The organism is Bradyrhizobium sp. NDS-1 (assembly GCF_032918005.1).
Taxonomy (GTDB): Bacteria; Pseudomonadota; Alphaproteobacteria; order Rhizobiales; family Xanthobacteraceae; genus Bradyrhizobium; species Bradyrhizobium tunisiense.
In genome coordinates this window covers 5,998,158-6,022,945 of the sequence record NZ_CP136628.1, presented here as the reverse complement: position 1 = coordinate 6,022,945, position 24,788 = coordinate 5,998,158, and the positions used below count along the sequence as shown (strand labels likewise).

Here is a 24,788-nt window from a genome sequence, read left to right as displayed (position 1 = left end):
CCAATCGAATGAGCTCACATTATTTAATGTTGCTCGGCGCGACATTTCTGCTCTCGCTGCCTCTCATGTCTGGTCGCTCTGATGCCTTGGACCTTAATGGGGCGTGGGTCAGCGACGCCGACAATTGCGCCAAGGTGTTTGAACGCAAGGGTGCGCAGCTTGGCTTTACCGACATGTCGGATGCCTATGGCGGCGGCTTCATCATCGACGGTGACCAGATCATCGGCAAGTTTGCGCGCTGCCGGATCAAGACAAGGAAGGACAGCGGAGCGAACGTCAACCTGATCGCGACCTGCGCCACCGACATGATGCTTTCAAGTATTGAATTCAGTTTGAAAGAGCTGGATGCGAACAGTCTCGCTCGCCTCTTCCCGGGCATGGAAGACATGGAAATTCGCTATCAACGTTGCCCTGCCAGATAGCGACAAGTTCGCTTCGCTTGATTCATGTCAAGCAATGAGGCGCACAGGACGCGTTGAATTCCGTCACCTCGGGAGGATTGCATGAGCCAAGCAGCAACCAGACGAACCGCAATTGGAGCAGTCGGCACGGCCCTGCTGCTCGCCGCCATTTCACCGGCCCGCGCTGATGATCCGGCGAAGATCCTCAAGTCGATGACCGACTATCTGGCGGGCCAGAAAACCCTGTCGGCTTCGTTCGACAGCGATATTGAGATCATTACACCTGAGCTTCAGAAGATCCAGTTCGCGAGCTCCGGCCAATTCAAGCTGAGCAGGCCCGACAAGCTGCGGGTCAGGCGCACCGGCGGTTACGCCGACGTCGAGCTGGTCTATGACGGCAAGACGGTGTCGCTCTACGGAAACGGCGCCAAGTCCTACATGCAGGCAGATGCGCCCGACACGGTGGACAAGGTGATCGACACGCTTCAGGCCTCGTCGGGCGCAGCCATGCCAGGCACCGATCTGTTGCTCTCCAATGCCTACGAAGAACTGGTGCAGACCGCGATGGAGGGCAAGCATATCGGCCACGGCGTGGTTGACGGCGTCGAGTGCGAACATCTGGCATTCCGTACAGCCGACACCGATTGGCAGATCTGGATCGAGATCGGCGCCAGTCCGGTGCCCCGCAAATACGTGATCACCAGCAAGACGCTGACAGGGGCGCCCCAATACACGCTGCGCATCAAGGATTGGAAGACCGACGCCTTCGCCGATCCCGACACTTTCGCCTTCAAGGCGCCCGTGGGTGCGACCAAGGTGACACTGGATTCGGTGGCGATGACCGAGTTCGACGAACTTCCCCCCGGCACACCTCCAGGAGCCAAGAAATGATCATGTTGCGGAAACTGTTGATCGGCACTTCGGCGGCAACCGCCTTTGCTGCCGGCCTGTTCTGGAATGACACAGGCCCCGTCTTCGACCGCGGCTTCCTTGCGGAGGCTCAGGCCAGGGTGGGCCGGCCGCTGACACCGATGAGCTATGCCGGTGTGGCCCGGCGGACGACGCGGCGGGCGGTGGTTGGGGCTGGCGTCGCGGCGGGCGCGGCCGGAGCCTACTACGGATCGTCCTGCGTTCAGGTCGTCGATGCTTACGGACGCGTCGTCACGCGCTGCTGAGACGAGTTGCAGTCGCGCGGACCCTGGTGGCACTATGCAATTTCCGCTAGAACTCCACCGGAGAGCGGCGTTCGAGCCCGCGCGGGAATGATGATGAGCGCGAGCGGGACCAATCGGGCCGTCAAATTCGGGCGGGCCACGGCGATCTTGCTGTGGTTCGGCCTGATCCTGACTTCATGCATTCCGTCTGGGCCGGCCGGTGCCGTTCAGCTTGGCGAACCTCGCTATCGCGAGCTGAAGCGCGTGCTGCTGCTGCATTCCTTCGGGCGGGAATTCCGCCCCTGGAGCGAGTATGCGCGGAGCATCAAGGCCGAGCTCGAACGGCAATCGCCTTGGCCGCTCGACATCCAGGAGCACACGTTGCTCACGGCACGCTTCAACAATCCAGGTCCGGAAGCGCCTTTCGTCGAGTATCTCAGCTCGCTCTATCAGGGGGCGCTGCCCGACATCGTGGTGAGCGTCGGCGCACCTGCCGCGCGGTTCGTGCAGCAGTATAGAGGGAAGCTGTTTCCCGACACACCGACCGTGGTGGCGGTCGTCGAGCAGCGGCTGGTAAATCCTGTTGATCTCACCGACCGCGACGTCGTCGTTGCAGTCCGCAACGATTTCGTGGCCGCGTTCAACAACATTCTCCAGCTCCTTCCCAATACCACGACGGTGGCCGTCGTGATCGGTGCCTCGCCGCTGGAGAGGTTCTGGATCGAGGAGGTGAAGCGAGAATTGAAGCCGTTGGAGGGCCGGATCGACCTCGTTTGGTACTCCGACCTGCCATTCGACAATATCCTCAAGCGTGCGTCGACGCTACCAGAGCATACTGTCTTGTTCTGGGGGCTGATGTCGGTGGACGCCGCGGGCATCATGCACGAAGGCGACATCGCCCTGCAAAGCCTTCATGCCGTCGCGAATGCGCCGATCTTTTCCTACCAGGAGCCGTTCTTCGGCAGCAGCACGGTCGGAGGTCCGATGCATTCGGTCTCCGAAACGACTTCAAAGACCGTCAACGCCGTGATGAAGATCCTCGGCGGCGAGAAGCCGGCCAACATCACCTATCCGCCGATCGGATTTGCGCCGCCGAAATACGATTGGCGGGAGCTTCAGCGCTGGCGCATCAGTGAAAGCAATTTGCCGCCTGGCAGCGAAATCCTTTTCCGCGAGCCGACTTTCTGGGAAAGGTACAGGTGGCAGGTCCTGCTGTTGGCGAGCGTGATCCTGGTGCAGACCGGCCTGATCGGTGGTCTGCTGCACGAGCGCAGGCGCCGCCAACATGCCGAGATCGAATCACGCCAGCGACTTGCCGAGCTTGCCCACGTCAACCGTTATGCGGCCGCCGGCGAGCTGACGGCCTCGATCGCGCACGAGCTGAACCAACCACTCGGCTCGATCCTCACAAATGCCGAAACCGCAGAGCTCATGCTGAAGGGCGCCTCGCCCAACCTGGAGGAGATCGGCGAGATCCTCGCCGATATCAGGCGCGACGATCAGCGGGCGAGCGAGGTGATCCGCAGGTTGCGCAGCGTTTTGAGGAAGACGCCGTTCGAGGTCCGGGATATCGAGCTCAACGCGACAGTGCGCGACGCGATTGGGCTTGTCGTTGCCCTCGCCAACGGACGGAGGATCGCATTGACCTACATGCCGGCCGTTTTTGATCTCCACGTCAAGGGCGACCCCGTCCAGCTCCAGCAGGTCATCCTCAATCTGATCATCAATGCGATGGACGCGATTTCGGATGCGGAAACGGTCAAACGCGAGGTCAGCGTGAGCACCGTACAGGCCGGCGCCCACGCCGAGATCACAGTCGCCGACACCGGGCCGGGAATCGCGGCCTCCGATCTCGCAAAGGTCTTCGATCCGTTTTTCACCACCAAGCCGCAAGGGATGGGCATCGGGCTTGCGATCGCAAGGACCATCGTCGAGGCCCATGGCGGCACAATCTCTGCCGCGAACCGATCCTCAGGTGGGGCGCTTTTCACGATCCGGCTCCCGATCGTGCGCAGGTAGCTGAAACCATCATCGTGGCGCGCCGAAAGCGGGACGCCATTTCATTGATCTCGATCAACAAACGTCCGACGGCCAGCCCGATCCTCCCAATCGAACGTGCGATGGAGGGAGTAATGTTTCGCTGCTGTAAGACTTTTATGGCGCTTGCATTGGTCGTTGCGGTTCCCGTTGCAGCGACGGCGCAGACCCCAGCGCCGGTGCTGCCGAGCACACAGGCCCAGCCCGCCGTTCCGCCAGCTCCGACCGTAGACCTGTTGAAGCCTGAGCAGCTTGAGGCGCTGGTCGCGCCGATCGCCCTCTATCCCGACGAACTGCTCGCCAACGTGCTGGCGGCCGCGACCTATCCGCTCGAGGTTGTGCAAGCGGACCGCTGGTTGAAGCAGCACAAGGCCCTGAAGGGCGATGCGTTGAAGACCCAGGTGGACAAGCAGGCCTGGGACGACAGCGTCAAGGCGCTCAGCAGCACCGCCGACGTCCTGACCATGATGAGCGACCAGCTCGAATGGACCAAGAAGCTCGGTGACGCCTTCCTCGCGCAGCAGGCGGACGTGATGGACGCGATCCAACGCCTGCGCAACAAGGCCTACGACAACAAGAAGCTGGTCACGACAAAGCAGCAGAAGGTCAGCGTCCAGTCTCAGGAGGGCAAGCAGGTCGTCGTCATCCAGCAGGCCGATCCCTCGGCGATGTACGTGCCGTATTACGATCCCGCGACGGTCTACGGCGGCTGGCCCTATGCGGAGTATCCGCCTTATTACTGGGGCTACCCGTCCTATATTGGCGCCGGCATGGTGGCGGCCGGCATTGCCTTCGGCACCGCCTGGGCGATCGGACGCTGGGGCAATTACTGGGGCGGCGGCTGCAACTGGGGTAACCGTAACGTCTACGTCAATCATCGCACCACCAACATCGGCAACGGCTGGCAGCACAATCCGGCACATCGTCAGGGCGTGCGCTACAACAACACCAATGTTCAGCAGCGTTTCGGCAACAACAATCTGAAAGCCGGCGCGTCGGATCGAATGGATTTCCGAGGCCGTGACGGCAATCAGGTGCTGCGTCCGAGCCAGGGTGCGGGAGATCGCACGGGTGACCGGGCCGGAGACCGCGCTGGAGATCGTGGCGATCGTCCGGGAGCAGGTGATCGCGCCGGTGCGGGTACGCGAGACCGGCCGGGCGGCGGCGATCGAGCCGCTGCGAGTGATCGCGCCAAGGGTGCCGGCAACCGGACCAAGGGCGGCGGCGATCGTGCGAAGGCTGCAAATCGCGCGGGCGGCGGTGCGGCCAACCGCGGCGGCGGCGGAAATCGCGGCGGCGCGATGAACGTCTCGTCCGGCCGCTCCGCGGCTGCGGCGTCGGCGCGTGGACGATCCAGCATGGCGAGTATGCCGCGCGGCGGTGGCGGACCGAGCATGGCCGGCCGTGGCGGCGGCGGAATGTCGATGGGCGGTGGTGGCGGATTCCGCGGTGGCGGAGGAGGCGGCCGCGGTGGCGGCGGTGGCCGGCGCTCGGACATCGCGCTGAAGCATGATGTCGTCCTGCTCGGCCATCTCGGCAGTGGGCTCGGCTATTATCGCTTCAGCTATATCGGGAGCGACAAGGCCTATGTCGGCGTCATGGCGCAGGAGGTCGAACAAGTTGCGCCGAACGCCGTGACGCGCGGCAGCGACGGGTATCTGCGGGTTCATTACGAGAAGCTTGGTCTGAAATTCAGCACTTACCGCGACTGGATCGACGGCGGTGCGAGGATTCCTGCGGAGGTGACGCCATGATAGGCCTGACATCGTTTCGTCGCGCCTTGTTGCCGGGCATCATGGCCCTGGCGCTGCTTGGCTCCGCAGCACAGGCACAGCAGTCCTACAAGACACCGGAGGACGCAGCTACGGCACTTGCAGCCGCGGTCAAGAGCGGACCGCGCGATATCCTGAAGGTGCTCGGCAAGGCGGCCGAGGACATCGTCTTCTCCGGCGATGAGGTTGCCGACGACAACATACGCCAGCGCTTCCTGTCGATGTATGATGCCAAGCACGGCATCAAGGCCGAGGGCAACAAGACCGCGACCCTGATACTGGGGCAAGACGATTTCCCGTTCCCGATTCCGCTGGTCAACACCAAGACCGGCTGGGAGTTCGACACCGACGAGGGACGGATCGAGGTGCTTCGCCGCCGCATCGGCCGCAACGAGCTCGATGCGATCCAGACCGCGCTGGCTTTTGTCGATGCCCAGAACGAGTATGCCGACAAGGACCGGGGCGAGGGCGCCGGCGTCTACGCGCAACGCATCGTTTCTTCAGCCGGCAAGAAGGACGGCCTGTTCTGGCGCGACGACAGCGATCCGAGCCCGCTCGGCGCGCTCGTGGCCGAGGCTTCGAAGGAGGGCTATCGCGGCGGCGATGCCGGTCCTGCACCGTATCATGGCTACTATTTCCACATCCTGAAGGGACAAGGCCCTGACGCGCCCGGCGGCGCGCTCAATTATGTCGTCAAGGGCAAGATGATCGGCGGTTTCGCGTTGATCGCGTGGCCAGCGGAATACGGCAATTCCGGCGTGAAGACCTTCCTGGTCAACCATACCGGCACCGTCTACGAGAAGGATCTTGGCAACCGCACCGATTTCGTCGCCTCGCGTACCACGCTGTTCAATCCCGATCAGACCTGGAAAAAGGTCGATGCCGCAAAACCTTGAACGGCGAATGATGCTGCGAGGGCGCGCATCGCCCCTCGTCGCGATGTTCGTGCTGGCGCTCGCCCTTGTCGCGCCGTGTACGCAATCCTTCGCGCAGGCCGCCGGTCACGTCCACGCCAGGATCGTCAAAGCCGGCCTCCTGGTCGGCGGCGGTGCCGGCAGCGGCGTGCTGACCTATCGCGGCAAGACCTATCCGTTCAAGATCATCGGCATGAGCTTCGGCATCACCGCCGGAGCCACCATTGGCCGGCTCGACGGCTGGGCCTCAGGCATCCGCGACGTCAGTGATTTCGCCGGCACTTACAGTTCTGTCGGCGGCGGCTTTGCCCTTGTCGGCGGCGCCAACGGCGTCCAGCTGCGCAACGAGAAGGGCGTGAGCATGGTTCTGCGGGGACCAAAAGCAGGCCTCGAACTCGCGGCCAACATCAGCGCGATTACGATAAGCTTCAGATGAGGCGCGCGGGGATAGGAGTAAGGGCGCTCCGCGCGCCGGACCCGGACTGGGCATCCGGCGCACCGCTCTCGCGGCGAAAAACGAATTGGAGCAGCGCAAGGACCTTGCAAGAGGGGTCGCGAGAAGTTTTTCGAGGGGGCGCCGGCGCGGTCGAAGGGGCGGCGAAGCAGCGCCTTGACAGGGGCGCGCGCCTGAATATTTTCTGCGCCGGAAGATGTTTCTTCCTGCACCGCAAAATCGAAAAGGACCCGTGAAAGACCGTCAGGAGTGACGACGATGCTCGATCAGGATTTCGCCCGCATCCGCGCGCACCGCAATAATTTGTCTCGTTATCGACGCTTGCTGAAGACCAGGCTGTCGGACATTGAGCGCCAGTTTATCGAACGACGCCTCGCCGAGGAGCAGGCCGCGCTCGAGGCTCTCGCCGCCGACGTCTTCCCGGTCGCCTTCAGCCTTCCGAACATGCCATCGGTTTCCACTGCTGCGGGAGCGGAACGATGAGTGACGTCCGCAACCTCCTCATCCGCGGCAGCGAAAAGGTGATCGGGCACTACCGCGTGTTGCTGGCCGGTGCCAGAAGCGAGAGCGAACGCGAGCTCTATCGCGCCCGGATCGAGCGCGAGCAGCGCTTGCTCGATTCGCTCCAACACGGCTTGGTGGATCGATCGGCGGCGTGAGGGAGCTACCCCTCGTATTGGTCCGGTCCCATCGCCCAGAGCGACTGGTCGTGGCCGTACGCGTAATTCCGGTTATTGAGCGCGGGATTGCGATTGACCATCGGCCGCATGAACATCGGATGGGTGGCGCTGCGCACCTCGTGCTCGACCGTGAACAGCGGCTTGCCGCTGTCGAGGTCGACGATGTCGCAGAACCGGTACTGGTATTGATTGTCCTCGCGGGAGACCAGCTTGCGCGCCAGGAGCTTTCGATACGGGCCGGAGAAGTCGGTGATGTACATCTGCAAATGATGCCCATCATAGTCGCGCTGCGGCTGATCGGTCTCGCGGAACAGCAGATGCTGGTTGCGGCCCGTCTTCACGGCGGCGACCGTGCCGTCGCCATTCCACAGCTCCGATGGCATGCCCATGATCTCGGGGTAGAAGGCGCAGATGCCGCGCGCCGATCCGATGGGCACGTCGAGCTCGACATAGGGAATGCCGAGCGCGATGCGCCCGAAGCGCGCGGCGTCGGGCTCGTAGCAGCGCAGGCGGTTGCCCCACGGACAGATCGCCTCGACGTGGTCGTTGCGCTCGGCGAAGGCGAAGGCAGTGCCCTCGAGCTTCTTCGCGACTGACGCCAGCCGCCCCAGCAGCGCCTCGCGGCCCGCGATGACGAGCCCGATATGGCCCCGCAGCACCTGCGGCTTGCCGCTCGGCAGGTGAAACTGGCTTCGTCCGGCGTTGATCCACATGTTGGTGTCCGACACCATCAGAAAGGGATCGCGGGTCAGTCCGAGCCCCGCGACGTAGAACAGGGTGGCGAGGCGCTGATCCGGAACCTGGATGTTGACGTGCTCGAAATGGATGGCATTGCCGAGATCTTCTGCGGATCGGTCGAATTGTTGCGGCATGGATGGGCACTCTGGCTGGGGGCTGGAGTGCATATTAGAGCAGAATTTCCGTCCGCCGAAACGGGGCGCCGATCAAATATCGGGGCAGCGCACGATGCCCGTTGCCACCTTGCCGTAGCAGCTGTTCCCTGTAAGCTCTCCAAAACATCAGGGAAGGGATCGATGGGAGGAGTTCTGGAGGGCGTGCGCGTCCTCGATTTCGGGCGCTACATTGCGGGCCCCTATTGCGCGACCCTGCTGGCCGAGTTCGGGGCTGAGGTCATCCGTGTCGAGAAGCGCGACGGCAGCGAGGATCGCTTCGTGGCGCCGGTCGGGGAAGGCGGCGAAGGCGCGCTGTTCCTCCAGATCAATCGCAACAAAAAGTGCATCACGCTCGATCCGATGAAGCCGGAAGGGCAGGAGGTGATGCGCCGCCTGGTCGCGACCGCGGACGTCGTCGTCGCCAATCTGCCGCCGCAGACCCTGCGCGCGATGAAGCTCGACTACGAGTCCTTGAAGGCCATCAAGCCCGACATCATCCTGACGACGGCAACTGCATTCGGCGGGCCGGGGCCGTGGTCCGACCGCGTCGGTTTCGACGGCGTCGGGCAGGTCATGTCGGGGGCGGTGTACATGACGGGCACCGGGGATCCGCCGTATCGTGCCGCTGTGAACTGGGTCGATTTCGGCACCGCGCTGCATTGCGCGTTCGGCACGCTCGCCGCGCTGATCGAGCGCGGCAAATCCGGGCGTGGGCAAATCGTCGAAGGCGCGCTGCTCGCAACCGCTTTGTCCTTCACCAATGCTACGCTGATCGAGCAGGCGGTGATCAACGTGAACCGCGTCCCGACGGGCAATCTCGGCCAGACCGCTGCGCCGGCCGACATCTACCGGACCCGGGACGGCTGGGTGCTTTGCCAGGTCACCGGACATCCGCTGTTCAAGCGCTGGGCGCGGCTGATGGGCGAGGAGGAGGCGTGGCTGAACGATCCGCGCTTTGCCGACGACATCAGCCGGGGCAACAACGGCCCCGTCATCAGCGAGCGGATGGCGCGCTGGTGCGCCGAGCGCACCACGCAGGAGGCCGTCGATGCGTTGGGCAAGGCGATGATTCCGACCGGGCCCGTGCTCTCACCGCAACAGGCACTGGATCATCCGCACATCCGCGCGGCCGGTTTCATGCAGGACGTCGACTATCCAGGCTTGCCGAAGCCCGCGCCGGTAACGCGTGCTGCGGTCCGGTTGTCGGAAACGCCGGGCGAGATCGCAACGCGCCCGCCGACGCTCGGCGAGCACAACGATCTCGTCCTCGCCGAGCTCGGCTATGATGCGGCGGCGATCGCGGCGCTCCGGCAGGATGGTGTCATCTAGAGCAATTGCTTCAACGCCTGTGCGTCGGCTGGTGCCGCGCTCTTCTGGTCGTTGTCGAAATAGACATAGACGTCGCAGCCCTGCCGCTTCCAGGACTTGATGCGCTTTGCCCATTGCGCCAGCGTCGCCTTGGTGTAGTGCCCGTGGTAGCGCCCGCTCGGCCCGTGTCCGCGCACATAGACGAAATCCGCCGTGCGCTTCCACGGCGCCGGCGCATCGTGATGGTCGGACAGGCACAGCGAGATGTTCTCGTCCGCCAGCATGCGCAGGATGCGCGGCTGATACCAGCTCGGATGACGGAATTCGAAACTGTAACGCCGTTTGCGCGACAACAGCTTGAAGAAAGACGCGAGCCGGTCGGCATTCGCCTCGAACTGCGGCGGCAGCTGGAACAGGATCGGGCCGGCCTTGCCGCCGAGGCGGGAGATGCGGTCCTCCAGCAGCTCGAGGCTGTTGTCGGAGCGCTCCGACAGGCGCTTCCAGTGCGTGATGAATTTCGACGCCTTCCAGGCGAAGACAAAATCCCCGCCGGTCTGCTCGCGCCAGCCTTTCACCGCTTCGGGCGTCGGCGTGCGGTAGAACACGCCGTTCAGTTCCGTGGTGTCGAACTGTCCGGCGTAGTAGCGCAACTGTTCCTTCAGCGTCACGCCCTCGGGAAAGAACGGGCCGCGCCAGGAATCGTAGTGCCAGCCGGAGGTGCCGATCAGAACGCGCGCCATGTTTCACGTGCCATCCGTTGCCGTTTGCCGGAAGGAACGTCCGTGCCGTCGATACGTTTCTCACGGGCTTGATCAACGCAGGACCGGAACCGATGTACGCGCTGTTCGAAGGCAACAAGCAGATCGGCGATCCCTTTCCCACCGAGAAAGAGGTGTGGGAGGCCGCCCTGATCGAGGGGCTGGTGACCGACGTTCCCGTGGCGGACGAGGAGGGCGGCCGGCTTCTCCCGGAGGGATATCACGTCGCGCGCGTCGAGGAGGCCTTCGAGCCCCGGGCCGGCTGGAAGCTGCCGCGCGAGATCTCGTGAGCTAGTTCGACGCCAGCGCCGCCTTGGCCACTTCGGCCATCCAGCCCGATGCCACCGGCAGAATCGCGTCGTTGAAATCGTAGCGCGGGCCGTGCAGCTCGGCGCCGTCGCGGAGCTCGCCATTGCCGATCCAGACGAAGGCGCCCGGCCGCTGCTGGAGATAATGGGCAAAATCCTCGCCGGCCATGCTGGGCGCGAGGTCGCGCCGCAGCTCGGCCCGCACCTTCGCAGCGGCGATCCGGGCCAGGCCCGCCTCATCAGGCGTGTTGATCACGACGCCGACGCCCATGACGATCTCGGGCGTCACCTTGACGCCAAAGCTCGTCGCGATCCCGGCGCAGGTGCGCTCGATCCCGTCGAGGATGACGTCCTTGACGGCGTCGCGGTGGTACCGCAGCGTGCCGCGGATGGTCACGCGTCCGGCGATCTGGTTCGGCGCGGTGCCGCCCTCGATGGTGCAGAGCGAGAGCACGGCGGTGTCGAGCGGATCGACGCTGCGCGAGGTGATCGATTGCAGCGCCACGATCAGATGGCCGGCCGCCATCACCGGATCGCGTGTCAAATGCGGCATGCCGGCGTGGCCCGCATGGCCCTCGATGGTGATGGTGACGCGTCCGCCGGAGGCCATGACGACGCCGTCATGCACGGCGATGGTGCCGGCGGCAAGGCCGGGCCAATTGTGAAAACCGAACACCCGCTCCATCGGAAAGCGGTCGAACAGACCGTCCGCCACCATGGCGCGTGAGCCGCCAAAGCCTTCCTCGGCCGGCTGGAAGATGAAATCGACCGTGCCGCTCCAATCGGTATCGCTGGTGAGCAGGGCGGCAGCGCCGAGCAATGAGGCGGTGTGGCCGTCGTGGCCGCACGCATGCATGACGCCCGATGTCTTGGAAGCGTAGGGCAGGCCGGTGTCCTCGGTGATCGGCAGCGCATCCATGTCGGCGCGCAGGCCGATCCGCCTCTGCGCATGCCCGCGGGTCAATGTCGCGACGACGCCGTGCCCGCCGACGCCTGCCACGAAGGGAATGCCGAGCTCGGTGAGCTTGTCCTGCACGAAGGCGGCGGTCTCCTTCTCCTGGAGCGAAAGCTCGGGGTGCGCATGAAGGTGCTGGCGCCACGCGGTCAGTTTCTGGTGCAGCTCGGGGGGCAAGATGGGGTCTTTCGCAAAGTGTCGGTTGCCGCACCATAGCGGATTATCCGCGCACTGCATCCGGCACGTTGGAATGCCTCGCGTGCAATAGCGCAAGCCGCTTCCACGTCATTCCGGGGCGCGCCTTCGCCGCGTCCCAATTGATATCATGCCAGCTTCGCAAGTCCGCCCCAATCAAAACTGATGCCGTGGCCCGGCCTGTCAGGCGCCAGCGCCTTGCCGTCCTGAAGCACCAGCGGGTGCTCGATGTACTTGTCCAGGCCGAAACCGTGCGCCTCCAGATAGGAGCGGTTCGGGCAGGCCGCGAGCAGGTGCACGGTGATGTCGTGCGCGCCGTGGCTGGTCACGGGCAGGTTGAACGCCTCGGCCAGCCGCGCGATCTTCATGAAGGCGCTGACGCCGCCGCAATTGGTGACGTCGGGCTCGGGATAGGACACCGCGCCACTGGCGATGTAGTTCTTGAACTCCCACAGCGAGCGCAGGTTCTCGCCCGCCGCGATCGGCACGCCGCCCTCCTGCATGATGCGCGCATGGCCTGCGACGTCATCGGGAATGATCGGCTCCTCGAGCCAGGTGAGGTCGTAGGGACCGAAGGCCCGGGCGGCACGGATCGCCTCTTCGACGGTCCATTTCATGTTGGCATCCGCCATCAGCGGAAAGCCGTCGCCGAGATGCTGCCGCATTGCGGAGACCTTCGCGACGTCGACTTTCAGCTCGGGCCGGCCGACCTTCATCTTGATCGCGCGAAATCCCTTGGCGAGATTGCCGTCGGTCTGCTTGAGCAGCTCATCGACGGAGAGATCGAGGTCGATGCCGCCGGCATAGCACGGCACGTGCGCGTCGAAACCGCCGAGCAGGCGATACAGCGGCAAGCCCGCGCGCCGCGCCTTCAGATCCCACAGCGCGATGTCGAGCGCGGACAGCGCCAGCACCACCGGCCCGCCGCGGCCGCCATAATGGAGTGCCCACCAGACGTGATGCCAGATCGCTTCAGTGTCGTCGGCCTCGCGGCCCTCGATCAGCGGCGGGATCTCACGCCTGAGGATGTCGGCGACAGCGCCGCCGTTGCGACCCACGGTGTAGGTGTAGCCGACGCCCTCGGCGCCATCGGCATCGCGGATGCGGCAGGTGATCAGCTCGAACGCCGTCATGTCCCCATGCGTGGAGTCGGAGAGCGTGATGGGGAGGGGGATCCGGTAGAGTCCGGTATCGGTCGTTGCGATGCGCGGCATGATTCCTTCCTGTTTTTTAGTTCAGGTTAAGCCGATCGTGCGGCGCGTACAATCTTCGGCAACGACGGCGGTGAGCGGATCCGGCACTTTCCTCGCCGAATCCGCGCCGCACCGCTGCGATTTGTCGTCGCGCCGATGCCGCTAGCGCCTAGATGATGAAGTCCGTCGCCTCCAGCGAGGCCGCATGAACCCCGCTCAAAGTGATGGTGTCATTGGCGGAGAGGTGAATCACCGCATTCCCTGAGCTGTCATCGCTGATGAGACTGGACACAGCCGCCCAATCCGCAAAACCGTAGTCGTGCAGGTTGATCACGTCGAGTTCCGGCGCGGTGCTGCCGACGGCGGTGTTGCCTTGATTGAAGTCGTTGATGACGTCGTTGCCGGAGCTGGCCGTGAAGACGAAGACATCGTTGTTCGGCCCGCCCCACAGCTGATCATTGCCCGCGCCGCCGTTCAGCGTGTCCGTGCCGCCGGTGATGGAGCCAGGGGTAGATGGCGCATAAGTCCGCGCATCGCCGTAGAGATGATCGGTGAACTCTCCGCCGTTGAGAGTGTCGTTGCCGCCGCGCGCGTTGCTGGACATGTTCGGGGCGTCACCAACTAACTCGGAGCCGTAGACGGCCGGGGGCTGCTCGCCACCGTTCGTGACGAAGCTCAAGGTGTCGTTTCCACCTTGCGCGTTGTCATCCAAGGATGTGAGCGAATCCCCGGCCAGGCTTCCGCCTCCGATCGCCATGTCGCTGCTGATGCCCAGGGTGAGGTTGTCACTTCCGCCAATTGCGTTGCCGGTCATGGCACCGACGGCATCCCCGCTGAGGGTAGCCGTGCTTTCGAACGCATATTCGAACACGTTCAGCGTGTCGTTGCCGCCATGCGCGTTGTCGCTCATGGATCCCCCGGCATCGCCGCTGAACACGTTCTCGAAGGCCCGTCCTCCAGTCACGGCCGTCAGCGTGTCATTGCCGCCCTGCGTGCTGCCCGACATGTCGCCTCCGGCATCTCCGTAAATGGAGATGTTGGAGCGGAAATTGCCGCCGGCGTCGGCGGAGAGCGTGTCGTTGCCGCCTGCAGCATTGCCCAACATGGTCTCGGCGTCGCCCATAATGGTGGCGCCGCTGAAGGGATAGTCCACGTTCGCCGTGAGCGTGTCGTTGCCGCCGTGGGAATTGCCCTGCATGACCGTGTCTTCGCCGATCAGCGTAACGAACACGTCCGCGTTGAGGATGGTTGCCGTCACCGTGTCGTTCCCGCCCCAGCCATCGATCGGGAAGTTGGGATCTCCGACGATGGTCGCGGTTTGGCTGAAGTCCGGAAAGGTGAGGATCAGGGTGTCGTTCGGCATCGTGCGCATGGCGCATCACTCCCATTTCATGTCAGTCGCGTGACTCCGAAAGCAGCGGAGGTCTCGGCGAGACGCACTGCGGTCACGCTTGAATCTGAATCTACTTGGAGTTGATGGCGGAGGTTTGCTTCTAACTCGATTTGATTGCGGCCGAGGAACCGCGTGACCGTGCTCGCCATCGATGGCAGCACGGGACATGCGCGGACTTCACGGAAGCCGCGATCGATCCGTGAGATCAGAGCGGTGTTAGAGCGCTATGACGTGCCGTTTGCCATCTCACCGCATCGTCGCGAGTTGCACTGCCAGCGCGCAGGCGCGGTCGTATTCGTCCAGATTGATCCATTCGTCGACCGTGTGCGCCTCGTTCTGCCCGGCGCCGAAGGTCACGGTCGGAATGCCGTGACGAACCATCCAATTGGCATCCAGCCCGCCATTGGCGGTGCGGACGTTCGGCGTGCCGCCGACCGCGGATACGGCCTCGACCGCGCGCTTGATCACGGGCTGGCTGTCCTTCATGCGGAACGGATAATAGTCGGTCTCGGCCTTGAACTTGACCTTGCCGGACTTGCCTTGCGCGTTGGTCACCTTCTTGGCCGCCTTCTCGAACGCGGCCTTGTAGGCTTTCGTGATCTCCTTGAAGAACTTTCCGTCATGGCTGCGGCTCTCGCCGCGCACGTGCACGTAGTCGGTGACGACATTGGTGGCATCGCCCGCGGGGCGGCCCTCGCCGCCGGTCACCGGGCCGACATTGCTGGTGCCCATCCGCGCGCTCGCGCCCTTGCCCTTCACCACCTTGCCGAACCAGCCGCCGGCTTTCACTTCCGCAAGGGCGAGGGCCATGATCATGGTCGAGGAGATGCCGCGCTCCGGCGCGACGCCGGCATGCGAGGCGCGGCCGAAGATCTCGACGGTCCAGCGGTCGGCGCCGACCGCGCCGATGACGACGTTGGAGGCAGAGCCGCCGTCATAGTTAAACGCCATCACGGGGGAGCCGAGTTCGTCGAGCTTGACGTGGCGCGCGCCATAGAGCCCGCTCTCCTCGCGCACGCAGAACAACAGCGTGATCGGCGGATGGTCGAGCTTCTGCTTTTCGAGCTCTGCGGCCAGCGTCACCAGCACGCCGCAGCCGCAGCGATTGTCGCCGCCGAGCGCGGTCCTGGCTTCGTTGACGATCTTGCGTCCGGATTTCTTCGGCTTGGCACCGGCGCAGAGCGGCACGGTGTCCATGTGGGTCATGAACATGATGCGCGGCTGGTTGTGCAGCGCGCCGCGGCCGGGCAGGTCGACGATGAGGTTGCCGGTCTCGGTCGGCACTGGAATGCGCGTGTTGGCATCGTCGAGCCGGATCGCCTTCGCCGGTACGCCGCTCTCCTTCAGCGCGTCCATGAGCTCCCGCCCGATGGCCGCCTCCTGTCCGGTGACGCCCTCGACGGCGAGGAAGCGCATGAGGCGGTCGGTGGCGGCTTGGGTGTCGACAGGCATGAGCAGTCCTTACGGCGAGTGGCGCCTAAGCATCGTTCGTGAAGCACTGCGGCGCAACCCCCTGGTGCTACATGCCGGCCCTCACGACAGCGAGAAAATTCGGTTTTCTGTAAGGAAATTGATGCCGCAGTGAGCTTTCTATGAATATCACTACCCATTTGCCTGGAGTACTCAACCTATGGCAGCATACAATTTTCAACCTGCATCTTTCCGGCCGGCTATGACCACCACATCCCTTCGCAACGTCATTGGTTTTTCAGTTGTTATTGTTCATTTGGCGGCGATATTTACCATTCTGCTATTCTTTCTGGACTTACAGATGGGGCGCCGGGTGGACATCGCCCTTATCATTTCTCCGATCTTTTTTGTTTTTTCGCTTTCGATTGTTAGGAGCTTTGTTGAGGAGCGCGGAGCTCTAAGAGATGATGCCAGGTTGAATGGCTCATTTTGTGCAATGGCCATCCTTGTTACGTGGTCCTTCTTGCTGTTTATGCTGTCCGGCCTGGTTCTATTCTCGATGCGCGTCATCGGAAGCCCAGAAGAGTTGAAAACATATCTCGCCATTAGCGAGACTTCCTTTGGAGCATTCCTAGGCCTCATTATTGATACTCTATTTGGAGGATCTAAGGATGAACGCACTTAGGACGCTTTGCGCGGTACTATCTTTGGTCATCCTCGCTTCGTTCGTTTCTGTGGGCTTGGGGATAAACCCATCCCAAGCTCAAAGCCTTTGGGATCATAACGGATCTACGGTCAGACTAGACGCGGCTGGCACAACCCGGCGCTTTTACTATGTCGAACCCAGATCGGGGCTTCCTGCGAAAAGTGGGGATTTGCTTTTCGAAGGACAAAAGCAGGCAAATACCTATGTAGGGAATGCGGTGCTGTTTTCTTCTAACTGCGGTCCCATCAAATATAGTGTGAGCGGGCATGTCGCTGATGATCAACGAGCCGTGACGTTACAAGGCAAAGCTCCGCAACGAGACACATTGTGCAGAACCATTGGTTATCGCGACGACACGCTTGTTTTCAGTTATCGCTCATCCCCAGCATCCAGTACGTCGTCCGATTTGCGAGAGGTTTGGGGAGACCGTTCGAAAGGAGAGGTATGGGCCGGGATAGTATTCAATCAGCCCGGCCTTCTACTTCTGAGGGGGGTGAAGGCTAGTTCGGGGGACTGGTTTCTTTTGCGCAAGGATCCTTATGGAGGCCTCGGCGACGGGGTGGCGGGTGACGACGACATTGCGCCGCTTCTAAGAGGGACATATCGTAGAGACAGCCGTGCAATAACACTACTTGACAGCAAAGGACGCGAAATAAGACTTGAGGAAATGAAAGAGAAGGAAGGCGCGCTGATACGCTTCAGCGCGGGCGCTAACACCATCTATCGTTGGACCAGGAAGCCTCGGTTCTCACCGGCTCTTAACACTTCACGCTACGCCATGTGCTTTGAGGACACAGGCAATGAAGGCTGTTATGATGGGACGATTTATGTCGCTTGCAAGCGGATAGAGAGTTGCCAATCGGCGTTCAGGTCGCTCGGCTTAGCGAATGAGCGCGCTAATTTTAGCAGCGGAGTTGCCCTCAACTCAAATTGTCGGAAGCACCCAATTTCATACTGGGTTGAGACGCCGATCGGGCAGGAAGCTAGCCTCGCTGGTCGTCTACGCAATCATCCAGACGTGATCGAAGCTTGCCGCTATGCACAGACGGCAGGAGGCACGGATCCGACCGAAATTGAGCTGACGGTTGAGCAATTGTATGGGGCCGAAAGCGCGAACGCCTGGCGATTTCGTGATAGATTGGAGACGTTCTTCAAGGAGCGCTTTTCACCTGACGTATTAAGAATTACAACCACCGTTCCGAGTGCGGCAAAGATCGTTATCGGGGCAAACAGCGCTTCATTTTGTAGGCAGCTGCAGGGAAAGTGGGAGCAATATGTTTTGCAGATTAATGTCGGAAAACGACATGAACAGGTCGAGAAGTATCATGTCATATTGAGTATCGCAGACGCATGGTTTGGAAACGCACCTCGCGACGGCAGTGCTCCAATTATTGAGCGACTTGATCGGCTGGACTACGAGAAGAAGGACTCAATCGATGCCAAGCTGATGGATGCGTGTCGAGACTACATCGCTAGCATGCTAGGCGTCCATTTCGTCTCGGCGAGAGTTGGCTACGTCGAAGTATACGACTACAGTAATGATGATCAGTGAGCTGAGGCTCTGCATGGCACCCGATCAACCAGCACTGTCGCTGCCAGCGAGACATCGAACTGCCCGTCATTCTAGCGGACGTGACGCCCTCTTGCGTAGGGAGAGCGATGTGATGCTATGGTCGCCATTAGCACGGATATCGATCCTGAAGCCTTGCCGAGTAGAGTGACTTGTTTGTGCATTCGGCATTGGAGCGGATGAGGCGATCGATGGCGGCAGCGGTGTCGAAAAGCGTGGGTGATTCCCCTAGCGGGGGCGGCGCGCCATCCTATGGGCCCTGCGAGGTGTAAGCCAAGAAGATCAGCACGCCGAGCGCCAGCATGGCAGCCATGAACAGCAGCACCGCCGGCAATCCCGCCACCGCCGCCACCGCACCGGTCACCGACTGCATCAGGGCCGCGCCGAGGAAGAAGGCGAGATTGACCGCCGCGAGCGCCTTGCCCGCGGTCTGCGCATCGACCAGCTGCCGGGACATGCCGAAGATCAGCGGCTGGGCGGAAGTCGCAAGGCCAATGAGAACGAACAGCACGAGGTCGTATTGCGGCGGCATGACCGAGAGGCCGAACAGCATGGAGACGGCGTAACCCGGCGCGCCCAGCGCCATCAGCGCCAGCAGCAGCGCCCCGACCATATGCGTGCCCGCCACCAGCGCGCGGCGATGACCCAGCCTGCGGTCGATCATGCCGATGAGAAGCGGACCTACGATCATCGCCAGCGTGAACGCACCGAGCTGGTTGCCGGCCTCGACCCGCGACAGATCCTTGACCTGCATCAGCCACGGCCCGCCCCACAGGCCGCGCAGCACCAGCGAGGTCGCCAGCGATACGAGCGCCAGTGCGATCAGGCCGCGCAGGGGACGCGAGAGCCCGAGCCTGAGCACCTCGATCATCTGCGACAGCGGCGAGGACTCGTCCTTGTGCTCGGCCGACTGGTGCGGCACCAGCACGAACACGGCGAGCGCGACGGCGACGCCGCCGATAGCGGACATCCAGAACCCGGCGCGCCAACCCCAATTGTCGACCACGAAGGCGAGCGGGCTCGACGACAGCAGCATGCCGATATTGCCGATCGAGAGGATCGCACCCGACCACAGGCCGAACCGCGCCGCCGACAATTGTTTGGCCGCCAGCGTCATCGGGCACATCAGCATGCCGGAGGTGGCAACGCCCAACAGCACCTGCCCGACCGCAAAGCTGGCAGCTCCGGTCGCAAACCCCGACGCGATGGCGCCGATCACGGTTCCCGCGAGCAGGCTGAGCGATACCGGCCGCACGCCGAACCGATCCATCGCCGCGCCGACCGGGATCTGCGCGGCGGCAAAGGCGAAGGGGTAGACCGAGGTGAGGCTGGCGAGCGCCTGCGGCTCGATACGGAAATCCGCCGCCATCAGATCGAGGCTGACCGCCGGAATGGTGCGCAGCAACGTCGAGAGCATGTGGCCGCAGGCCAGCGCAAGCAGCGCAAAGACCAGCGCGCGGGTGCCATTGCGCGTGTCGTCATTGGTGGCGGCGGTCATGAGCGTTTCGTCCCGGCAAGGCTTTTTGCCGGGTTACACGATTGGGAAGAGACTGCCAATGGCGAGAGTTGCAGCGTTCGCGCAGGGGCGACGGGTCTCATGTCAGGGCTTTCGGCGCGATGGCGTCGCGCAGGATCCCGCGTCCTGCTTCAGTCCGTCATCTCGTCGCTCCGTCTCGACGAGCGGCCCTACGACGAGGAGCGCAAGGGGGCGCCATGACGCCGGGATCGGATCTGGCCGCGCGGATCAGTTCGCCGCGCGGCCGTGCCGCGCCTCGTAGCCGGCCCATTCATTCCTTGAAGCTGTTCAGTCCGACGATGCGTCAGCCGGGCATGATTTCATTTCGCCCAGCAGCTTCGCCGCTTCGTCCAGCAGTTCCCGGATCGCCCTTCGCTCTGCGATCCGCTCCGGTGTGAAGGCACCGTGCTTGCGCGCATTGCGGTTTCCCCACGGTGCGCCCGATCCCGGGGCACCGCCGTGCATGCGGCAGCGTAGCCCGCCGCGCACGGCCGGCGCGCGGCAGGCGAGACCGCTACGCGTGCCGGCGCCGCAGCGGGGGCTTGCCGACATCGCGCTCGTGTTGCTGACGCGGTCGACACTCATGCGCCGGCGCCTTGCATCGCTGCGGCCCCGTGGTGTTCGCGTTTGCCGTCGCGCGGCGCAGCCGGTCCCGCCTCGATCGATGTGCCGGGCTCGGCAACGGTCAGGTGCGCATGCTGCGCGACATTCCCCACGATTGCGCTGCCGCCATCCTGCACCGACAAATTCTGCACGGTGATCTGATGTTCGCCGTTGCCGCGATGACGGTTCAGGGCCTCCATCTGGGCTGCAAAGGTGCGGGCCAACCGGGTCAATGCGCGGGAGATGCCTTTTTGCTGAGGGATGCCTTCCGCAAAGGCGAGGCGGCAGGCAAAGCGCATGGTCGCGACGTGGACGGACACCATCTGCGCCGTCAGCATGGCCTCGAGGGAATCCCGTGGCGCGACGCTCTTCATCATCGAGATCATGAACGCGAGATTGGCCTCATCGGGCTGCTGAAGGACTACGCTGGCTTTCATCAATTGCTTGAGGATGCCGTGCAGCGCGTCGCGATCGACGGCGCCGAGCGCCTCGGCCATCAGGCGTTCGCCGGTCTCGGCGTCGGGGTGCTGAATTGCGATTCGTTGTCCAGCGAGCTTGACCCCGGGGGTGGGCCTGCTGCCGTACCTGGGAACGGCGGTCGTGTTGTTGCGTGTCATGGCTGTTTTCAAGTCGATATGTCCTTTGGGCCCACGGCAGGTGCGAGCAGGCCCGCTGATGCGAAGCCCACCCGCGCAGTTGCCGTGCGGCGGTTGTGTTTCAGATGTCGATGCAGGGCTTGTGCGCGATCAAAGCGAGGCCCACATGGCTGTGGAGGCAGCTCGCTTACGCGGATCGCGATGATGCCATCATGCTCCCGTTTTGCCCGACGAGTCAAATTCGATTTCGTAACATCCGAAGATTTGTCGTCCCGCCTAAGTCCTTGTTTCGACAGGGGGCGTCTACTGTGCATGGGGTTGTTTTCGCATTTTTTGTTGCGAGGCGGTGCGCACCTGCCGTGCGGCGGAATGCCGGCGCCCCAACGCGATTGCGAAATCCGGCGCGACCGCTATTCATGATCTCCGGATGCGTCGCACCAACAAGCATGCACAAGCGGCGCTGGTGAAGTCTGGGGAGAGAACCGATGCAACGAATCGCCCGCCTGCTGGCAGTCATCGCCGGATTGTGCGCCTCTGCGCTGTCGACGCAGGCCGTCGCGCAGAAATATCCGGTGCGCCCGGTCAAGGTCATGGTCGGCTTCAGCGCGGGCGGTCCGGTCGATGTCGCCGCCCGCATCGTCGGCGATCGCTTGAGCAGCAAGCTCGGGCAACCCTTCGTGGTCGAGAACCGCGCCGGCGCCAACGGCATGATCGCCGCCGAAGGCGTTGCGCGTGCGGAGGCGGACGGCTACACGATGCTCGCCTGCAACTCCTCCACCATCACGCTCAACAAGACGTTGTTCAAGGACATCCGCTACGACCCGCAAGGCGACTTCGCGCCGCTCACCACCATCGTGTCGGCGCCGCTCGTGCTCGTAGTCAATCCGGAGAACCCCAAGACGGCTGATATCAAGACCGTGGCCGATCTCGTCGCAGCGGCCAAGGCCGCGCCCGGCGCACTGGCTTACGGCTCGGGCGGCAACGGCAACCTTGCCCACCTCGCCATGGAGTTGCTCAGCCAGAAGGCCGGAATCAAGATGATCCACGTGCCTTATCGCGGAGGTTCGGCCGCCGAGGTCGGCATCCTCGCGCAGGAGGTGCTTGCGGTGTTCGATCCGCTCTCCGCCGTGCCGCTGGTCAAGGCCGGCAAGCTGCGCGCGCTCGCGGTGTCGTCAGCCGAACGGCTGCCGGCGCTGCCCGATGTGCCGACCGTTGCGGAAGCAGGCTATCCCGGCTTCGACATCTCGTTCTGGGTCGGGTTCTTCATGCCGAAGTCGACGCCGGCGCCGATCCTCGAGACGCTGCACCGGGAGATCGTCGCAGCTGCCAGGGACCCGGCGGTCGCGGAGAAGCTCGGCTCGCAAGGCGTCGTGTCCGTGCTCAGCCCGGCCGAGTACGCCGCCAAGATCGCCAAGGAGACGAAAGAGCTCGCCGACGTCGTGACGGCCGCCAACATCAAGGCTGAGTAGGACGTGGGTCGGCGAGTGCCGGGATGAACGAGGCGAACCTCCAGCGGCCGGCGCTTGACGATGATCCCGGCACGCTTCGATGGCATCGGAGGTTCCGTGCGGAAACGGCTTATCCTTCTCTCGGGAAAAAGTGGAACAGGTCGTTCTAACGCAGGTTAGTAGCGAACGTTCATTTGATAAACGGGAGTGAAATCATGATCCGCCTGCTGGCAACCACAGCATTAGGGCTGGTGCTGGCGAACGCCGCCTTTGCGCAATCGCCCGGCACGACAACGAAGTCCGATCAGAGCCCGCCGTCCCAATCAAATTCCACGGCGCCCTCGACCAACCCGTCATCCGGAACGCAGCAAACGACGTCGCAGCCGCAGCAATCACCGGCGACAGGAAACTCGACGCAGACCACGCAGAGCCCCGCGCCGTCATCCGGGGCTGCCAATTCCGGCTCCGGCACATCCAACAATGCCGCGAACAGCACGGACACCTCGCGGCCGCAGAGCGGCACGGCAAGCTCGAATACGACCGGCAACCCGCCCGCCGCCCAGCAGAGCGCCAACCCGCCGCCTGCGAACACCAACCAGGCGCAGGATCGGTCCAATCCGCCGCCGGCCAACAGCAATCAGGCTCAACAGGCGCCTGCCGCATCAGGGACCAACCAAGCTCAGCAGGCGCCGAATGCGCCAGCCGGCAATCAGGCCCAGGGCGGGCAGTCCAACGCCGGCACACAGGCGGCCGCGCAGACCGACGTCAATCTCAACCGGCAGCAGGAGACCAGGATCAGCACCTCGATCTCGCGCCTGAACGTTCGGCCCGTGACCAGCGTCAATTTCTCGCTGAATGTCGGCACGGTGGTGCCGCGCGACGTACATCTCTCGATACTGCCGCCTGACGTCGTCGAGATCGTGCCGCAATATCGCGGCTACAGCTTCGCACTGGTCAAGGATCAGATCGTCGTGGTCGATCCGGCGACCTACAAGATCGTGACGGTGCTGCCGTATTCAGGGCAGTCCACCGCGACCACGACGACGACCACGCGCGAGCGCAGCGCCAGCAAATTCTCCGATCGCGATCGTGATGCAATTCGCAAGCATGCGAAGACCCGCACCGAAGGGCGGACCGAGGCGCGCACCACCGGGAGCACCGCACGCACGGAGATTCGCGTCGGTGACCGTCTCCCCGAGAGCGTCGAGGTGGAGGAATTCCCGAGCACGGTCTATCGGGACGCGCCGGATCTGCGGGAATACCGCTACATCCACCGCGACACGCGGACCTATCTCATCGAGCCGCGTGAGCGGCGCGTGATCGAGGAGATCGATTAGCGGGTAAATGTCGGAGCCACTCGAGCGGGTGGCTCCGAACACTAACCGGATGGCCGTTCGCGTGAGGCGAAGCGAACGGCGCGGGCCTTCGCGCTCTTGCCGGCCGCGCGTGCCGCAATCATGCTGCGTGCCTTGCCGTGAGCCGTGGCATTCTTCCGAAGCATGATTGCGAACCGCTTGCGCGCATGGTTCGTCGTTTGGCGCGCGGCAAGCTGCTCGGCCTTGCGAATGATGGTCGTGACCGAAGGGGTCAGGTTGACCGGAACCCAGGCGACGTCCTTGGCCTTCGAGAGACTGCCGAAACCTTCGCAGGGCGCTTCGCGCGGCAGGTCGATCCGGATCGCAAGCGCCTCGGAGCGCTCGGTCCAGTCCTCGGCCTTGGTGCCGGTGATGATGCGGACATAGTCGCGCGTCTCGCGTGGCAGCTGGCTCTCTCTGGCAAGCCACTTCTGGATGCGGCCCGGGCCGGCATTATAGGCGGCAGCGGCGAGGCCGAGATTGCCGAAATCGTCGCGCAGCTTGCGCAGGAACTTCGCCGATGCCGGCAGCGCCTTCATGGGATCGAAGGGATCATCGAGCCCGACCTCGGCGGCCGTCGCCGGCATGAACTGCGCGACGCCCTGTGCACCGGCGTGGCTGACTTCGTTCGATTTGAAGCGGCTCTCCTGCCAGATCAAACGCGCGAAGAACGGCACCGGAATCCCGCTGGCCTCGGCGGCCCCGCGGAGCGCATGGCAGAACTTTTCCGTCGGTGAAATCGGCTGGTCTGCGACAGGCTCGTCCGAAGCAGGCTCGGCCGCGCGCGGCGGTTCGATTGTTTCCTCATGCGCCGCGCGCGCATTGGCGACGTCGATGGCCTGCACGCTGGCGAGGAAGAGCTCGACCACTGGAACAAGTGGTGAGGCATGATCGTTCTTGAGAACGGTGGTGTTGATAGTCGATGTTTGCCGCGACGCCGACGGATCGAGATCGCACATCAGAATCAGAAACGCGGCGCAAGCCGCGACGACAAATCGCATTTGCTGGGGCAACCTCGAACTGTGGGGTGAACGGCCAGCGATGCGCCGGCGATAGGAAGTTCTTAACCTTCCGATTGCGGCAAAGCTGCGATCTCGCCGGTTCCTTCGGTGTTACTACGGTGTTCCCAAAGAGAAACTGCCCGCGATTTTGCGGGTCATTTTCGGGAC

General features: G+C 63.3%; 25 protein-coding genes. 15 read left to right on the top strand and 10 right to left on the bottom strand.

Features of this window, described 5'->3' with window-relative positions; all coding sequences use genetic code 11:
• The first annotated feature begins 8 nt into the window (after nucleotides 1–8).
• The 9 genes from RX330_RS28065 to RX330_RS28025 all read left to right on the top strand — a co-directional run bounded on the left by RX330_RS28065 (nucleotide 9) and on the right by RX330_RS28025 (nucleotide 7,391).
• The gene (locus tag RX330_RS28065; protein ID WP_317240630.1) at nucleotides 9–422 is read left to right on the top strand and encodes a hypothetical protein; all 414 of its coding nucleotides are present in this window, start codon (nucleotides 9–11) and stop codon (nucleotides 420–422) included.
• 81 nt (nucleotides 423–503) lie between these two features.
• On the top strand, nucleotides 504–1,292 hold the full coding sequence (locus RX330_RS28060; RefSeq protein ID WP_317240629.1) for a DUF2092 domain-containing protein: 789 nt from the start codon (nucleotides 504–506) through the stop codon (nucleotides 1,290–1,292).
• The gene (locus tag RX330_RS28055) at nucleotides 1,289–1,576 is read left to right on the top strand and encodes a hypothetical protein (protein WP_212080937.1); all 288 of its coding nucleotides are present in this window, start codon (nucleotides 1,289–1,291) and stop codon (nucleotides 1,574–1,576) included. Before RX330_RS28060 ends, RX330_RS28055 begins: the two co-directional genes overlap by 4 nt.
• 93 nt (nucleotides 1,577–1,669) lie before the next feature.
• Complete coding sequence (locus RX330_RS28050) at nucleotides 1,670–3,574, top strand: HAMP domain-containing sensor histidine kinase (protein ID WP_317240628.1); 1,905 nt, start codon at nucleotides 1,670–1,672, stop codon at nucleotides 3,572–3,574.
• Nucleotides 3,575–3,687: 113 nt separating this feature from the next.
• The gene (locus tag RX330_RS28045) at nucleotides 3,688–5,346 is read left to right on the top strand and encodes a DUF3300 domain-containing protein (protein ID WP_317240627.1); all 1,659 of its coding nucleotides are present in this window, start codon (nucleotides 3,688–3,690) and stop codon (nucleotides 5,344–5,346) included.
• Nucleotides 5,343–6,260: a DUF2950 domain-containing protein gene (locus tag RX330_RS28040; RefSeq protein ID WP_317240626.1), complete on the top strand. Its 918-nt coding sequence runs from the start codon at nucleotides 5,343–5,345 to the stop codon at nucleotides 6,258–6,260. The genes RX330_RS28045 and RX330_RS28040 overlap by 4 nt, the downstream gene beginning before the upstream one ends.
• Complete coding sequence (locus RX330_RS28035) at nucleotides 6,244–6,714, top strand: hypothetical protein (RefSeq protein ID WP_317240625.1); 471 nt, start codon at nucleotides 6,244–6,246, stop codon at nucleotides 6,712–6,714. The genes RX330_RS28040 and RX330_RS28035 overlap by 17 nt, the downstream gene beginning before the upstream one ends.
• 276 nt (nucleotides 6,715–6,990) lie before the next feature.
• On the top strand, nucleotides 6,991–7,215 hold the full coding sequence (locus tag RX330_RS28030; RefSeq protein ID WP_212080942.1) for a hypothetical protein: 225 nt from the start codon (nucleotides 6,991–6,993) through the stop codon (nucleotides 7,213–7,215).
• The gene (locus RX330_RS28025; protein WP_317240624.1) at nucleotides 7,212–7,391 is read left to right on the top strand and encodes a hypothetical protein; all 180 of its coding nucleotides are present in this window, start codon (nucleotides 7,212–7,214) and stop codon (nucleotides 7,389–7,391) included. The genes RX330_RS28030 and RX330_RS28025 overlap by 4 nt, the downstream gene beginning before the upstream one ends.
• A 5-nt stretch (nucleotides 7,392–7,396) precedes the next feature.
• Here the strand turns inward: RX330_RS28025 and RX330_RS28020 are convergent, their stop codons facing one another.
• On the bottom strand, nucleotides 7,397–8,284 hold the full coding sequence (locus RX330_RS28020) for a hypothetical protein (protein WP_317240623.1): 888 nt from the start codon (nucleotides 8,282–8,284) through the stop codon (nucleotides 7,397–7,399).
• A gap of 162 nt (nucleotides 8,285–8,446) precedes the next feature.
• On the opposite strand from RX330_RS28020, the gene RX330_RS28015 reads away from it, so the two are divergent.
• Complete coding sequence (locus tag RX330_RS28015) at nucleotides 8,447–9,634, top strand: CaiB/BaiF CoA transferase family protein (protein WP_317240622.1); 1,188 nt, start codon at nucleotides 8,447–8,449, stop codon at nucleotides 9,632–9,634.
• On the opposite strand, the gene RX330_RS28010 is transcribed toward RX330_RS28015, so the two are convergent.
• Nucleotides 9,631–10,353 (bottom strand): DUF72 domain-containing protein, encoded by a 723-nt coding sequence (locus RX330_RS28010; protein ID WP_317240621.1) that lies wholly within the window; start codon nucleotides 10,351–10,353, stop codon nucleotides 9,631–9,633. The two genes, RX330_RS28015 and RX330_RS28010, sit on opposite strands and share 4 nt — an antisense overlap.
• 92 nt (nucleotides 10,354–10,445) lie before the next feature.
• On the opposite strand from RX330_RS28010, the gene RX330_RS28005 reads away from it, so the two are divergent.
• A complete protein-coding gene (locus RX330_RS28005; protein ID WP_317240620.1) occupies nucleotides 10,446–10,661 on the top strand; it encodes a hypothetical protein in 216 nt (71 codons plus the stop codon).
• Between the two features lies 1 nt (nucleotide 10,662).
• Here RX330_RS28005 and RX330_RS28000 read toward each other — a convergent pair whose 3' ends face one another.
• The 4 genes from RX330_RS28000 to RX330_RS27985 all read right to left on the bottom strand — a co-directional run bounded on the left by RX330_RS28000 (nucleotide 10,663) and on the right by RX330_RS27985 (nucleotide 15,867).
• Entirely contained in the window at nucleotides 10,663–11,811 is a 1,149-nt protein-coding gene (locus tag RX330_RS28000) for an amidohydrolase (RefSeq protein ID WP_317240619.1), read from the bottom strand.
• Between the two features lie 146 nt (nucleotides 11,812–11,957).
• Complete coding sequence (locus tag RX330_RS27995) at nucleotides 11,958–13,043, bottom strand: mandelate racemase/muconate lactonizing enzyme family protein (RefSeq protein ID WP_317240618.1); 1,086 nt, start codon at nucleotides 13,041–13,043, stop codon at nucleotides 11,958–11,960.
• A gap of 148 nt (nucleotides 13,044–13,191) precedes the next feature.
• Nucleotides 13,192–14,394 carry a hypothetical protein gene (locus RX330_RS27990; protein WP_212080950.1) on the bottom strand — a complete coding sequence of 401 codons (1,203 nt, stop codon included), beginning with the start codon at nucleotides 14,392–14,394 and terminating at the stop codon, nucleotides 13,192–13,194.
• A gap of 267 nt (nucleotides 14,395–14,661) precedes the next feature.
• Entirely contained in the window at nucleotides 14,662–15,867 is a 1,206-nt protein-coding gene (locus RX330_RS27985; RefSeq protein WP_212080951.1) for a M20/M25/M40 family metallo-hydrolase, read from the bottom strand.
• A gap of 178 nt (nucleotides 15,868–16,045) precedes the next feature.
• Here RX330_RS27985 and RX330_RS27980 point away from each other — a divergent pair, with 178 nt between their 5' ends.
• Nucleotides 16,046–16,510 (top strand): hypothetical protein, encoded by a 465-nt coding sequence (locus RX330_RS27980; protein ID WP_317240617.1) that lies wholly within the window; start codon nucleotides 16,046–16,048, stop codon nucleotides 16,508–16,510.
• Nucleotides 16,497–18,083: a hypothetical protein gene (locus RX330_RS27975; RefSeq protein WP_317240616.1), complete on the top strand. Its 1,587-nt coding sequence runs from the start codon at nucleotides 16,497–16,499 to the stop codon at nucleotides 18,081–18,083. The genes RX330_RS27980 and RX330_RS27975 overlap by 14 nt, the downstream gene beginning before the upstream one ends.
• 268 nt (nucleotides 18,084–18,351) lie before the next feature.
• Here the strand turns inward: RX330_RS27975 and RX330_RS27970 are convergent, their stop codons facing one another.
• The 3 genes from RX330_RS27970 to RX330_RS27960 all read right to left on the bottom strand — a co-directional run bounded on the left by RX330_RS27970 (nucleotide 18,352) and on the right by RX330_RS27960 (nucleotide 20,849).
• Nucleotides 18,352–19,599 carry an MFS transporter gene (locus RX330_RS27970; RefSeq protein WP_317240615.1) on the bottom strand — a complete coding sequence of 416 codons (1,248 nt, stop codon included), beginning with the start codon at nucleotides 19,597–19,599 and terminating at the stop codon, nucleotides 18,352–18,354.
• Between the two features lie 306 nt (nucleotides 19,600–19,905).
• Nucleotides 19,906–20,202, bottom strand: a complete 297-nt coding sequence (locus RX330_RS27965; protein ID WP_317240614.1) for an HGGxSTG domain-containing protein — start codon at nucleotides 20,200–20,202, stop codon at nucleotides 19,906–19,908.
• Nucleotides 20,199–20,849 (bottom strand): hypothetical protein, encoded by a 651-nt coding sequence (locus RX330_RS27960; RefSeq protein WP_375847632.1) that lies wholly within the window; start codon nucleotides 20,847–20,849, stop codon nucleotides 20,199–20,201. Before RX330_RS27960 ends, RX330_RS27965 begins: the two co-directional genes overlap by 4 nt.
• Nucleotides 20,850–21,301: 452 nt before the next feature.
• Between RX330_RS27960 and RX330_RS27955 the strand changes: the two genes are divergently transcribed.
• Nucleotides 21,302–22,285, top strand: coding sequence for a Bug family tripartite tricarboxylate transporter substrate binding protein (locus RX330_RS27955; RefSeq protein ID WP_317240612.1), 984 nt, complete (start codon nucleotides 21,302–21,304; stop codon nucleotides 22,283–22,285).
• A 194-nt stretch (nucleotides 22,286–22,479) separates the two neighbouring features.
• Complete coding sequence (locus tag RX330_RS27950; RefSeq protein ID WP_317240611.1) at nucleotides 22,480–23,601, top strand: DUF1236 domain-containing protein; 1,122 nt, start codon at nucleotides 22,480–22,482, stop codon at nucleotides 23,599–23,601.
• Nucleotides 23,602–23,642: 41 nt separating this feature from the next.
• Here the strand turns inward: RX330_RS27950 and RX330_RS27945 are convergent, their stop codons facing one another.
• Nucleotides 23,643–24,620 carry a lytic transglycosylase domain-containing protein gene (locus RX330_RS27945; RefSeq protein ID WP_317240610.1) on the bottom strand — a complete coding sequence of 326 codons (978 nt, stop codon included), beginning with the start codon at nucleotides 24,618–24,620 and terminating at the stop codon, nucleotides 23,643–23,645.
• Between the last annotated feature and the right edge of the window lie 168 nt (nucleotides 24,621–24,788).